Annotated in this window: 10 protein-coding genes; 5 read left to right on the top strand and 5 right to left on the bottom strand. The window is 47.6% G+C overall.

Translation table 11 applies throughout. The annotated features are described in order from the left end of the window. Nucleotides 1–26 precede the first annotated feature (26 nt). The 3 genes from P5704_028375 to P5704_028365 all read left to right on the top strand — a co-directional run bounded on the left by P5704_028375 (nucleotide 27) and on the right by P5704_028365 (nucleotide 3,868). Nucleotides 27–1,553, top strand: a complete 1,527-nt coding sequence (locus P5704_028375; GenBank protein ID WOF81774.1) for a hypothetical protein — start codon at nucleotides 27–29, stop codon at nucleotides 1,551–1,553. 179 nt (nucleotides 1,554–1,732) lie between these two features. Next, complete coding sequence (locus tag P5704_028370) at nucleotides 1,733–2,986, top strand: transposase (protein ID WOF81773.1); 1,254 nt, start codon at nucleotides 1,733–1,735, stop codon at nucleotides 2,984–2,986. Nucleotides 2,987–3,532: 546 nt separating this feature from the next. Further along, a complete protein-coding gene (locus P5704_028365; protein ID WOF81772.1) occupies nucleotides 3,533–3,868 on the top strand; it encodes a hypothetical protein in 336 nt (111 codons plus the stop codon). Nucleotides 3,869–3,966: 98 nt separating this feature from the next. Here the strand turns inward: P5704_028365 and P5704_028360 are convergent, their stop codons facing one another. The 4 genes from P5704_028360 to P5704_028345 form a co-directional block, all read right to left on the bottom strand. After that, on the bottom strand, nucleotides 3,967–4,944 hold the full coding sequence (locus P5704_028360) for a metallophosphoesterase (protein WOF81771.1): 978 nt from the start codon (nucleotides 4,942–4,944) through the stop codon (nucleotides 3,967–3,969). Between the two features lie 13 nt (nucleotides 4,945–4,957). Continuing rightward, nucleotides 4,958–5,581, bottom strand: coding sequence for a hypothetical protein (locus tag P5704_028355; GenBank protein ID WOF81770.1), 624 nt, complete (start codon nucleotides 5,579–5,581; stop codon nucleotides 4,958–4,960). A 46-nt stretch (nucleotides 5,582–5,627) separates the two neighbouring features. Further along, the gene (locus P5704_028350; protein WOF81769.1) at nucleotides 5,628–6,650 is read right to left on the bottom strand and encodes a hypothetical protein; all 1,023 of its coding nucleotides are present in this window, start codon (nucleotides 6,648–6,650) and stop codon (nucleotides 5,628–5,630) included. 97 nt (nucleotides 6,651–6,747) lie between these two features. Continuing rightward, nucleotides 6,748–7,179, bottom strand: a complete 432-nt coding sequence (locus tag P5704_028345) for a hypothetical protein (protein WOF81768.1) — start codon at nucleotides 7,177–7,179, stop codon at nucleotides 6,748–6,750. Nucleotides 7,180–7,243: 64 nt separating this feature from the next. Here P5704_028345 and P5704_028340 point away from each other — a divergent pair, with 64 nt between their 5' ends. Next, on the top strand, nucleotides 7,244–7,855 hold the full coding sequence (locus P5704_028340; GenBank protein WOF81767.1) for a hypothetical protein: 612 nt from the start codon (nucleotides 7,244–7,246) through the stop codon (nucleotides 7,853–7,855). Between the two features lie 8 nt (nucleotides 7,856–7,863). Here the strand turns inward: P5704_028340 and P5704_028335 are convergent, their stop codons facing one another. Continuing rightward, complete coding sequence (locus tag P5704_028335) at nucleotides 7,864–8,265, bottom strand: hypothetical protein (GenBank protein ID WOF81766.1); 402 nt, start codon at nucleotides 8,263–8,265, stop codon at nucleotides 7,864–7,866. Between the two features lie 220 nt (nucleotides 8,266–8,485). Between P5704_028335 and P5704_028330 the strand changes: the two genes are divergently transcribed. Next, nucleotides 8,486–12,535: a DUF4165 domain-containing protein gene (locus P5704_028330; protein WOF81765.1), complete on the top strand. Its 4,050-nt coding sequence runs from the start codon at nucleotides 8,486–8,488 to the stop codon at nucleotides 12,533–12,535. Nucleotides 12,536–12,600: the final 65 nt, after the last annotated feature.

Here is a 12,600-nt window from a genome sequence, read left to right as displayed (position 1 = left end):
AAAATTTAAGGTAAAGGGGAACCGTAATGATTAAGCAAATTTCTGAAATTCTTGACCGCCACAGAGTTTGCCTGGAAAGCCGTCCATTTGACGACGAGCACATGGAAGATATCCATGCAGCACTGATCAATACACCACCACAATTGCAGCCATTATTGCTGACTGATCTTTATGAAAAAGCAGTTGCCAATGGCTGTGAGGCGCTTTGTGCCCAGCTTGTTGAATATGGAATTATTGATCTATCACCAAAGTGGTTAGTTCATTGTGCGCTTAAAGTCATCAAACTTCCAAATATCCAATCTTGCATTAACTCGGATAATAAAAAAGGGTATCGGAATTTAACAAGAATTCTGTCTGCGCTTGATTTTAGTCAATTAGAAAGCTTTTTTTCCGCAGCATTAAGCGCTTCAATTATAGTGCCTGGTTCAAATGATCGACTACGGGCTATTGATGCATCTCTTAAACTTTTAAAGGGTGAGTTTAATAGGCTTGGATTTGATGATAATGCGTGTTTGAATATTGCTCTGCAATCCTCATACATAAAAATTCAGCATTCTGATGATAGTGATGATGATAGTGACGTGGTGATAGAACGAATCAACAAGTTTTTGCCTGAAGCAACCCCAACCCAAATCATGTTCGGAGAGCTTCAATCGGCAAGTTCTTTTACATACCTTAACGGGTTCAGACGCTCTTTTGTTGAGTTTCTTAATCTATTATCTGTATCACCTTTAGATGACCGCAAGTGCTCAGTTATATCTGGTCATTTAAAATCTTTTCCAGACGCCTGCATTGATGCACTCCGCGTTGAAACTGACAAGATCATTAGTTGCGCGAATCCTTTATTTGTCGAAAAAATTCTTAATGGCGACTGGTTAGATAACGCAGATGAGCAGACAATTAAATCAGCTCGTCTTTTTATAAAGTCTATTATTGATGACCCTCTTTTTCCGGCGTTAACTATAAGCGACAGCTCATCGACCTTTACGGGTACGATGGCCTCAATCATATCTGCAAGCCTGCTGACTCAATCAGGTCGTTATGTCATCAGCCCTAGCTCATCATATGGCGAGAGTCTTCAGGTCTCAATGAGAGCATCTAAACACATAAAACATATGACGAAGGAAGAGCTGAAATCAGTAAAAGAGTTAATTCTCAGCATGAAGACAGCCAGTAATTTTGTCAAGTTGTATAATGATCTAATAGGCATACGGAACGGCATCAAAAGAACATCCTCGCCAGAAGAAAAGGTTCAGATTGTGTCAGCTCTATTCATGGCCGAGAAAAAACATGGCAAATTATTTGGTGACACTTTTAGCATCACTGAAATCGGAAAAAGCATACAATCTGTCGGCTCAATGTTTTTCCATGTTGACGGTTTTTGCAAAATAGCTATGGAAGGAATGACTGAGGATGATTTAATCTCGGTTGCCCCAAGAAATGAATATTTTATTTCTGCACTAATCAAGGATGGGCTTGTAGACAAGAAAAATCTTTCAAGACTTAGCTCCACTGGAAAGAAATTAGTAGTTAGTCAAGAGCTCGATATTTGAGACACGCATCAAGGGAATAACCGTGTTCTATCAATTGCGCGGAGTACTCCATCCAGAGCGCGTAGCGTTTGGGTGGAGGTGAAAGCGCCAGCGCGGTAACGCGCTCGGGCTCTTGATTCTTCTCATTTACAAGTCCCGCTTAGATCACTATACTGTACAGGCATACAGGGAAAAAGTCCATGCAGTTAACCGAGCGCATCCTGATCAAGCGCAATGATCCGAATTTCAAATCGGTTGCTCACTTGTGTCGTTCGGCGAAAACCCTTTTCAATTGTGGAAATTATCTGATTCGGCAGGCTTTTCTTGCCGGTGATCGGTTTGGCTGGATGCAGGCTGATCTCGCGCTGAAGCAAGGCTCGCATGCCCATCCTGCTTACCAGGCCATTCCAAATGCGATGAGCCAGGCTGTTTTGCGCAGGCTTGGCCAGGACTGGAAAGGCTACTTTGCAGCCCTAAGCGAATGGAAGAAGAACCCCACCCGTTTCAAGGCCAAGCCCCGCATGCCTGGCTACGCCAGGCAAGCCAAAACGGCCTCGATGCCGTTTCAGCATTTAAGCTGTAGAGATGGCCAAATCCACTTCCCAAGTAAGACGGGGCTTGCGCCTGTAAAGGTTCGCTGCTGTGTCGACCAGACACTCAAAGCAAAAGGCGCTGACCAGATCATTCAAGAGATCCGCTTCGTGCCCCATGGCAGCTGCTATTGGCTTGAAGTGGTATATGAGAATACTGCTATACAACAAGGAAAAGGCTCAATTCTCCTTGATCGAAACAAACACCTTTCCATCGACTTGGGTATCGACAACCTTGCCACACTGATCTCCGACCAGCCGGGTTTTCGCCCTGTTCTGGTCAATGGCAAGGCCATCAAGTCAGTCAATCACCTGTACAACAAGGACACGGCGGTGTTACGCAGCAAGGGACATGGGCAAATACTCAAGCACAAGGCGGTGAGCCGCTTCTGCTGGATGAACGACCACCTGCACCGAGTCAGCCATTTCGTGATCGACCAATGCTTACAGCACGATATCGGTCGCATTGTGGTCGGCCTGAATCCTGACTGGAAACAGGGCGTTGGCATCGGCAAGGTCAATAATCAGAAGTTCGTCAGCATCCCGCATGCGCGCCTGATCGAGCAGATCAGATACAAGGCCGAGGTCTATGGAATCGAGGTGGTTGTCAGGGAGGAAAGCTACACCTCCAAGGCATCAGCCCTGGATCTGGATCGAATCCCGACCTATGGGCTGGCAGGAACTCGCAGCTTTACAGGAAGGCGATTGAAACGCGGCCTGTATCAGAGCAGCACAGGTTTATTGCTGAACGCTGATGTAAACGGCGCCTTGAATATTTTACGAAAAGAAATCGGCGATAGCTTCATGAAGTCGGTAGCCGATGAGGGTCTTGTCTTCAGGCCCAGACGAGTCACATTAGGATGACTCGCTTAGAAGTAGAAAACCTTGCGACTGTTTATCGCTCTGGATTTTCTACAAGCCCCCACTATAGCGCGATAGCGTTTAGTGGCGGGTAGTTGACCAAAGCGTTAAAACAGCATTTGAGGCAGGCCTTCTAGCTTTTGATCATGATGATCGTATCATCATCCAAGCGACCGGAATCATTAAATTGAAGACAGCGTTTCTTACAAGCGCGGAGCGGAAAAAGCTGGTTGAGCTAGCCAAAAACGAGTTACTCCACACTATCAAGGGCAGCGATCAAAAGTGCCCTGAATGTGAGGGTACAGGCGCCATTCGGTTCGTAGGGCAAGAGCCCAATACTCCTGATTTGAGCTGCCCATGGTGCCATGGCGGCGGCAAGATTTTTGTCGAAGTCGATGAGTGACGAAAAACCGACGTCCCGCTAGCGTCCATTCAGAACATCGTCACGCTAAGCCTTGTGGCTAACCATTGACAATAAAATCAAAATAGAATCACAATGCGCTCGATCCCGATCAATTTCGAAAACACATGATTCAAAGGAAAAACATCATGAAGATCAGTGTAACTGGCGCCTGCGTATTATTTTTAATCGGTTTTTGCTCGGTTGTGGCTATCCAGTTCTTTACATCGATCAAGGCGGTAGAAAGGTCTCGCGAGTCTGCCGTTTCTGCATGGGAGCGGGAAAACTCGGATAAAGCCAGTATCGTGAGTCAATATCGCCAGGAATGCCAATTTGCCCGCGCTGAAGATCCTGTTAACAGAATACCTGTGCGTGTACTAACCTTCCCTGAGTGCGCAATAAAGGTCGGTAGCGAGTCCCTTGCCGCCGCAATTGATGCAGCTGAGCGATCTGTAGAGATTCCCGCTCCACTTCGTTGGCTCTGAGTGCGTATAGCTATACGCCATATGGATTGACTGGAGGCATTGCCAGGTCAACTCAGGCTCGTTTGCAAGCGGCGACGCAAAGGGCCGAAGCCCTTTGCTCAGCCAAGGCCTGGCTCCTCATGTGGTCTTTTGTGGGGAGCCACACCATCTACCCATACGAACTTTCCGTCATCAAGAGTATCCTCCCCATCCCAGCGATAAGCGCATAGCTTCCCAGTAGGGCATCCTTTTCCAATGCTGTAATCGAGGCAGGCAATCTGATCACTGAGCCTGGATGGCGTCCCGCTAAACCAGTAATGACCAATGAACACAGGCTTGGCATTGTCATATTTCAAGATAAGGTGTTCATCAACACGATGCTCGGGTAGCTGCTCTCGAATGGCAGGCGCAACTAGGCCGAGCTGTCGGTATGTGCTTGCCTCAGCATCCCACCAGCGAGTGCGTGTTCGGGTGCGCTTGGTGCCATCCTTGTCGTGGTAGAAAACGCCGTTAGGAAGATCTATTTCGAGTCCTTTGAGCAATGTCTCAAGCGCGGCATGGGCCTGCGTGCCCTTGCGACTCATTTCAACCCATGCGTGATCCTTCAAGCTGCGATTGTCATTAAGCAGATCAGCAATGCTGTCCAGATATTCTGAATGCCAGCAAGCATGTATGGCTCGAATGCTTTCATTTTCAAAGGCTAGGGGAAGTGTCTTAAACCAGCTGATGAACTCTCTATGCAGGGGGCTGCCCTCACCCACCTGGTCAAGAAATGCAGCATGCTGGTGACGATTGGTCTTGGTGTGTTTACGCAAGTACTGACCTTCATGCTCTGGGTCTTCGATAGCGTAAGCGACAGCATTGTATTCGTGATTGCCCATCACGACCTCGGCAGATCCTGCATCAACCATTCTGCGCACCATGTCTACGGTCGCAATCTGATCAGGCCCTCGGTCGATAAGGTCACCCAGGAAAAGGACGTGTCGGCTTGGGTGCTTGAATGCGCCACCCTTCTCCCGGTAGCCTAGTTTTTTCAACAGGTGCTTGGCCCGGTCTGCGTGCCCATGGATATCGCCAATGATGTCGTAATTTTTCATGTCTCTATTCTCGTTAAATGCTCATATCTATGGCAAGCAATGCTCGTCTGTTGGCGCCTTGTTTCATTCCAGGGAGGCACTCACTCCAGCCCGTAATCCTGAACACCTCAGGGAGTCTCTTAAGCTCATTGGCTTTCATGGCTACTGCTTGGCGGCCTTTACCGTCGACCCCGTCGATCCATAGCGATTTCAGTAGCGCCAGAATCTCTGGTTTCGCTGCCAATTCATATGGTTCCGGGGTATAGCGCAACAGGTATAGGAAGCTTGAAGGGTGATTTTCTGCCAGAAGATTGGCAAAGGATGAAAGCCAGGCGCTATTTTTGTTATCAAAAAGCGAAAAAACATAGCCCGCGATAGATCGCTGGAAGTAACGATTGGCTAAAAGGGCGCTTACGCTTGCGGCACCCCGCATCTGGAGATCTGAATTGAAATTCGTCGAGATAGCTGGAAGAGCGCCAGCCTGCTCCAGGATGTAGATGGCAATATTCGCCTTATTAATCCCCTTCTCCCGGCAGCATGATGCAACCTCCGCGACATCTTTCACGCCAAACAGAAGGTCGCCCGCAAGGACGCGGGCGGCTTCGAGCAGCTCAAAGGCTTTTTGATATCCATTTGATGGGACGGGGTTTGGCTTCATGGATTCTTTCCTCTTTATCCATGATAACCCCGTCAATTATCGCGTATCAATCCTCGTCTTCGTCTTCCACCTTGTTTCGCACGCGCTTGCTGTTGTTAACCCTTTTTTTCCTCACATTCTCGAAGGCATGCCACACAGACATGGCCGCAAGGGTTACGCCGCATTCGACGCGCGCCTCATACGCAGCAAGGTAAAGCCCGTCTTCTGTGATTCGCTTGAGCGAGCGCACCTGCTTACTCATCTGCTGATGGTTTTCCTCTAGATCGAAGTTACCGTAATAGATCTCACAAGCACCTTCGAGGATGTGGGATTCTGGATACACCTGACCAATCCTCTCCAGATTTCTAAATGGAAGCCCCGTCAGGTCTCTCAATTCAGAATTCAGTGCGCTATCTCGCGTGTGCAAGCTTGAGCTCTTAATCCGAGGAAATTCGAGCACGTAAACTCCCTTTATCGGATTGTATCGCTCTACCATCAGAAAGTGCCCTTCTCTTACGTCATGCATAACGATGACTGAAGTATTGCCATCGGGGTATCGGACATGATTTCCAGCCTTGTCGACCACGACATCGAATCCAGGGCCTTCAGCTACCACGTCCCCCTCTTTGGCAGGTCTGACATGCTTCTCGTGTGCCCTGGCATCCTCTAGATCAACCATAAGCTGACGCATCGCATGGTTCAGATACATGGAAACAAGGCCATGATGTTTTTTCGCCGCCACGCTTACCTCTGGGGCTCCTGGCAATGATTTTAGATACTGGTCAATTTTACGTGACAGGCCTTCATCACTTGTCTCTGACTTAATCTTTGCAAGGTAGTCAAGGCTGTTGATGTGGGTGATAACATCATTGGAAACGGGCGAGGTTCGCCTTAAGTCTGCAATCATGCCGACAAAAATCTCAGCAAGATTTGTTGCGCCTTCAATAAATAATGAAGAGCCCTCTTCCATCATTCGCTGTCGAATTAAATCAGTCAAAGCCTGCTCGGAAAATACATTCAGGATGGAATTTAATTTTTCACTGACTTGCGCTTCTGGTCTTTGCAAAATTGTGGAAATAGATGATTTCATGTGTACAGCCCTTGTTGTTTTATTAATTTTCACACATCAGGGCTGAAATACAAGACCAACATCTATTGACACTTCATGCATATTTGGTATGGATGATTTAAACCTCTTGCTTTTGATCACCCTCCTCTTGATCAAGGATGTCTGAATAGGTCTTTACCTGCTCATCACTGAAAAGAATATCTTCTTCGATGTACCTTTTTTCTACAAATAGGCCAATCTCGTATATTCTAAATGCATAGAGAAAGGCGCCAGCAAGCACCGTCCCAAGTGATAATTGTGCAGCAAGGTTCCTGTAGTCTTCTGTGTATACCATCCAGATCGGGCTCGTGAGCATACTGTTGGGTGAAAGGCTCATGGTCAGGTAACCCAGCCAGTAAACAATGGATCCTATGATGCCAATCATGACGGCGTTTTTTAGAAATCCTCGCATGGCGATCAAAACCATGTTAAGATAAACACTTATTGTCAAGGATAGCTCTTCTCGGTCTTTCCGAAAGCCAATGGACATACGCCTGATGAAGTTTTTCATGTGAAATCCTGCTTAACACGGTTTTTATTAATTTAATTATGCGTTAATTGAAAGGAGCGATGCAATGGTCATTCATGCCATCTTTAATGCAATTGGTTATGCAGGCACTGTGGCCATCAGCCTCTCATTCATCGTAGCAATGCTAGGCTATGCGCAAAGGCGTCCGGCCCTATTCTTGTGGCTGAATCTGTTGGGTGGAATTGCTCTGTGCTTCCCGACCATGTTGGCTGGAACACTTGTCACGCATGTGCTGAACGGTTTCTGGATTGTAATCGCATCTTCAGGTCTGGTTTCATTGTATACAGGCGGTCGCATGGGGCTCAATTTCAAGACCCTTGTAGGCGTTGCCATGATCTCTGCACTCATTGTCATGGTGCTTGGCTTGCCTGATGTTATTGCGGCCTCGGCAGACAAAATGATGCCACTGTTCCTGGGTATGCTGGCCATGGTGTGCTTTATGGTTGGTTATTTTACGATCAGCACTCAGGCGCTCGGAAGCATATCGCTGTTCGCATACCTGGGATTATCGATGCTTGGCAATGTGGTGTACCTTCCGCTGCTCATTGGTGATGAGAATTGGCCAATGGTTGCCTTGCAGATGGTCTGCTTCACCTCTGGCTTTGCGAAGGTTGCTCACATTGTGTGGATGAAGACCAGGGCAAGCGCTCTGGCCTGATTCATCGCTTAACCTGCACAGCTTTCGACTTTAAAGCTCAGTACTCGACCTGAAGCCGCTTCCTTCAGGCTGTATTCGATAATGCCACCTTCATCAATGAATTGCTTTTGACTGGTCTCGCTGCACACCCCATAGCCAAATGCCTTATTCAGGATCGGGGTGATTTTCTGAAACTCCACATCCGTAACGTTTTCAAGCTGCTTGATGTTTACTACGCCATCAATGATGACCGTGTTTTGTTCATGTCTTGCCCCGAGCACAGTGACATTGTCCTGCGTCTTCGGGGTGACTGCGTTGATAACATCAGCCATGATTTCGGCTTTCTGATCAACAGTGATCGCCGCATTGGCATACGAGGTGAGTGTCAGTGGAAAGCTAATGGCGAGTGCAAGTAGTAATTTAGAGCGCATAAAGTGCCTATATATTGACGTGGTTCTGTCAATATAGTCACATTATTTCCTACATGATGCAAGCATTTAACCCTAGGGGTTCCCGCCGTATCATGATGTGTGGTCGTTGCGAGCTAATGTCGACTGGACATTAATTAGCCAATATGAAACCATGTATTAAAGAAAATATTCAAGTTCTTGGTGTCGCTGGTCGATTTCAAAAGCTTTCAAGGTGGGTATCATGATTTCATTTCGAAAAGATAGATTGCCGCCAGCGCGCAGGCTCTCGCTTTTGATGCTCGGATCTCTTGCGCTTGGTGTTCTCTCATCAGATTATGCTTTCGCGGATCTTGTTAAATACAATTACACAACAACAACGGGTGTGAAAAATGATGCATTGCCAACGACCGCATTCATAAATCCATCATCTGAAATTTCGTTTATGGTCAGCGGCGGTATAGACCGCAAGCTTGCTATTGCAATTACAAAAATTGGGGAATCCGTACCCGTTTTCAGAAAAGAAAGCTCTAAATTGCTTGGGGCATCTGATGTCATAACCTTCAATGGTAATAGTTACTATGCGGAAGAATTTGTAAGCCCTAAGCTCGCTGACGGCAGATATACTGTGAGAACTGAAATTCGTTCAAGCACTGGAGCGCTTGTTCAGCATGATGAGAATCAGCTTGTAATTGATACAATTGCCCCTCTGGCTGGAAGCTTTTCCCCTCGCCCTTACACGTGGGGAAATCCTGTTTTAACAGGCAATGTATGGAAGCTGGGAGTTGCTGCCCTTGATTCACCAACATACTCAAGTTTTACGCTTAATGGTTTCAGTGATACTTCGGGCATTAAATCTGTAACCGCTAAGGTTTATAGATCATCTGGGGAACTATATAAAGCACACAATGTGCTTTTTTCTGAGGTTGATCGAAACGCTTCCATTCAATACCGTACAGGTTTCTTTCCTGACTCCGACCTTGACGAGGCTTTTGACGTTGAATTTTCAGTTACGGACAAGGCGGGCAACAGCACATCCACAGCCCGCCAAAAGGTGATGTTTGACAATATAGGTAACGCCCCCTCTGAACCTTTTGGTGTTTATGATCCATCCGTTACAACTGAATTGGCGCCAGGTTTAAGAGGGTTTGTCCCTTATGTGCCGGGTTCATATGTTAAGACAAACCCTATTCGGCTTGCCTGGCGAATCCCAAGGAGTAACTGGCATGATTTTCGACTTGGCGGGCTTAGATTTGTAAATAGTTTCGGCGAGAATACTGTGGTCGGCACTGACGCTTCTTATGTGTACCTGGTTGGTTCGTTGCCATATCGAGCAGAAGACGTAAACTACATTAGGTTCTACAATTTTGGAGAATGGGGTTCTCAAGGCACAATTAAATACGATCTAAAGTTGGATCCTTCCGCTCCTAGGACGCCTGTTATCAGTAAAATTGAATACTATTTCAGTGATAAGGGGTGGATGAATTACTCTGGAAGAGTTGTAGCACCGCAGGAGCTACCCGTAAGAATCTCAAAAGTCAGGTACACGGTCGAGCCAAGGCCTTTCAATCAGATAGCCACTCATCTCGGTTCCTGCACCATTCCAGCAGGACTGACCCAGTGCGAAATTTCCGCCATACGAGATCTTGCAAAAGGTACGTCTGGCTACCTTCACGATCAAGGCGTGCTGAAAAGTGCTGACGGAGCCTTAAGCGCCTCTGGCCAATGGGCTGACGTATGGTGGAATAATCAATACTTGCCAATCATAAGTCATACATACGATCCAAGCGCAATGTTGCTGCACCTGAAAATCAGACAGCCTCAGCAAGGGGCCTTTCAGAACATGCTAGGCCACAACACAGCATGGCTTGAGGACAGCAGCGGCAAGCAACTAAGTGTCTCAAAAAAGCTAACAGCGGCCTCTGGAGAGAACTTTGAATATGAGTTCGACCTCAAAACATTACCAGAAGGAAGCTACAGCTTGATCGCTGCTGCCAGTGAAAAACTTGGTGCAGTCAGCAAGGTCGCGCTATTCAATTTCCAGAGTGACCGCACAAACCCTGTTGTCACGGTTAGAAGGGGCCAAAGCGACTCAATTGACACCCTTGATAAACTCAGCTTCACAGTGAGCGACAATAAAGATCCATCCCCTGTCATAACGTCCGTTACGCTTACGGGCGGGCCAGCAAAAGAGTCCATTGCGCTATCGTATCGGAAGATAAGCTCGACGACTTACGGCCTAGAGTACCCTATACTGTTCCCCTCTCTGGCCGCTGGAGAAAGCTATGTTCTTAGCGTGACAGCACAAGACGCGCAAAAAAACGTAGGGGTTGGATCAGTATCATTTCGCTATACGCCTTCAATGGCTGGAATCATCGGCCACCCCGCAGGCATAGTGAGCATTCCTGCTGTATCTTCCGAGTTCAATCGCAATGATGGTTCTCGCGTCATCAACAGCGAGCAGCTACGTCTCGCAGACGGTACACCTGTATCTGGGATCTATGATGTCATGGCCACATTACGATCAGATGCAGTGTCCCCGCTGAAGGTCGCAGGCATTAACGTCAATCCTGGCCAAACAGTTATGCTTGGGCAGCTGAATTTCACAAGTACAAATGGAAAGATTGCTGTTCCGGTTATCCCTCTTAATCGTGGCGCAGAAGGAAGTAACGGACTGATCATCTCGACATCTGCCCCCAACTCTCCAGTCGTATATGCCAATGTCGTCACCTGGCTACCCGGCATCACCATGGAGATTGGCGATGAAAACCCCGTCCAAGCGATGACATTGGCCAAAGCTGAGGTCAAACCAGCCATCAACAACTTTTGTCAATTAACAACGTCCGTTTCAATTGCCAGGCAAGCAGATCCGATTATGTCTCCTGTTTGTCTGTTTGAATGGACACAAATTCCAAGGGGATTGGTGGCTCAAGCGATGACTCAGGGCTACGATCACCCCATGACTAGACTCACTGGCCGACCTCTTGATGCGGGTAAGCAGAAGATCGGCTACTCCATTTCCATTTACAACATGGGATCCGATAAGGTTTTGCTGGATAGCGGGGAGCACGAAATTGATGTGCAACCTGCTGAAGGCTCAGCTTCATTCAAGCACTCGCTTATGGGTACATCTGCGCTTCGGGCAGTAGAAGCTCAGCACATTACCATGGAGCAGCTTACGGGCCCTGCATGCTCGATAACAGGTGATCAAGCCGTCGCAATGACAACTGATTCAACCCCAATTTGCTTGATTGAGTTTACTGAATTGCCTGTTGATTTGAGGGAAAAAAGCAAAGAGCCGCTGGTTCTAGAGGGTGTGTTTAAAAAAACCGGAAAGCACTCCATTCAATGGGTAGCCAGTATTTTTGACACTGCCGGGAAAAAGCTCATTCTGGAGCATGGCTCCTCTTACATCGATGTCATTCACCCGCCTGCCGAAACCGCCCTAGTATTCAATGTTGACGAGTCATCGAGTGCTCACATCGCGCCATCTGAAAGCCACCCAGAGGCATGGGGAGTAAAGACCTATTCAGCTCGATATCAGCCTTCATACGGATCCGTTGAATCAACCCGCGATGGGTTCGTCTACACGCCTGCTGTCGGTTATGTGGGAGAAGACACGTTCGGATTCAGGGTATCTGATGAATCAGGGATGTTTGCTGATGGTGTAGCTCACGTGACTGTTGATAAATTCAACTACGCTCCCACTTTTACGGGTGTGATCATCCATACAAATGAGGGAATGGTAAGTGACCCGGCGCCAGCAGTTGTGAATGACCTTAATAAGTGGGATAGCCATCGTATAACCATCAAAAATCAACCGCGACATGGGGTTCTAGAGGTTGTCGATGATAAGTTCGTGTACACTCCAGAGGCTGAATACTATGGGGAAGACAACTTCTCGTATGTCGCGACAGACGAAGCTGGTCTATCGATAGAAGGTAAAGGGGTAGTAATCGTTTCTCGCTACAATCGAGCGCCAACCAGCATCCTGCCAGGTGAAATAGTTATGCAGGCGGGTCGTGGTGGATCAACGACTCTGAGGGTGCTAGACCCAAACCGGGACGATTCACACCAATTGCACCTCATAAAGCAACCTGCGCACGGCATGATATCCATTGATGGAATGAGGCTTGTTTATAGAACTAGAGGCAACCAGAACACAGCGGTGACCATTAGAGCTGTCGATCAGGATGGTATGTTCGTTGATAGGAGCTTGAGGATCACCTTCGCTACGGAGCCGCAGAGCGATAACGTGATACGTCTGACAGCTCCAGTCCTAAGGGCAAAATGATGATAGGGCGCCGTGCATTGGTGCGGCGCTATGAATACTCCCACTCATCATGCTGCGCATGAAAC

It is taken from the genome of Pseudomonas sp. FeN3W (genome assembly GCA_030263805.2).
In the GTDB taxonomy this organism is placed as follows: Bacteria; Pseudomonadota; Gammaproteobacteria; order Pseudomonadales; family Pseudomonadaceae; genus Stutzerimonas; species Stutzerimonas stutzeri_G.
The sequence above is the reverse complement of the archived record's forward strand: the minus strand, read 5'-3'. Positions and strand labels throughout refer to the sequence as shown.

Coding starts and splice junctions, on each gene's coding strand:
- P5704_028365 (WOF81772.1), top strand. CDS start 3,533: ATGAAGATCAGTGTAACTGGCGCCTGCGTATTATTTTTAATCGGTTTT.
- P5704_028350 (WOF81769.1), bottom strand. CDS start 6,650: ATGAAATCATCTATTTCCACAATTTTGCAAAGACCAGAAGCGCAAGTC.
- P5704_028345 (WOF81768.1), bottom strand. CDS start 7,179: ATGAAAAACTTCATCAGGCGTATGTCCATTGGCTTTCGGAAAGACCGA.
- P5704_028370 (WOF81773.1), top strand. CDS start 1,733: ATGCAGTTAACCGAGCGCATCCTGATCAAGCGCAATGATCCGAATTTC.
- P5704_028340 (WOF81767.1), top strand. CDS start 7,244: ATGGTCATTCATGCCATCTTTAATGCAATTGGTTATGCAGGCACTGTG.
- P5704_028360 (WOF81771.1), bottom strand. CDS start 4,944: ATGAAAAATTACGACATCATTGGCGATATCCATGGGCACGCAGACCGG.
- P5704_028375 (WOF81774.1), top strand. CDS start 27: ATGATTAAGCAAATTTCTGAAATTCTTGACCGCCACAGAGTTTGCCTG.
- P5704_028330 (WOF81765.1), top strand. CDS start 8,486: ATGATTTCATTTCGAAAAGATAGATTGCCGCCAGCGCGCAGGCTCTCG.
- P5704_028355 (WOF81770.1), bottom strand. CDS start 5,581: ATGAAGCCAAACCCCGTCCCATCAAATGGATATCAAAAAGCCTTTGAG.
- P5704_028335 (WOF81766.1), bottom strand. CDS start 8,265: ATGCGCTCTAAATTACTACTTGCACTCGCCATTAGCTTTCCACTGACA.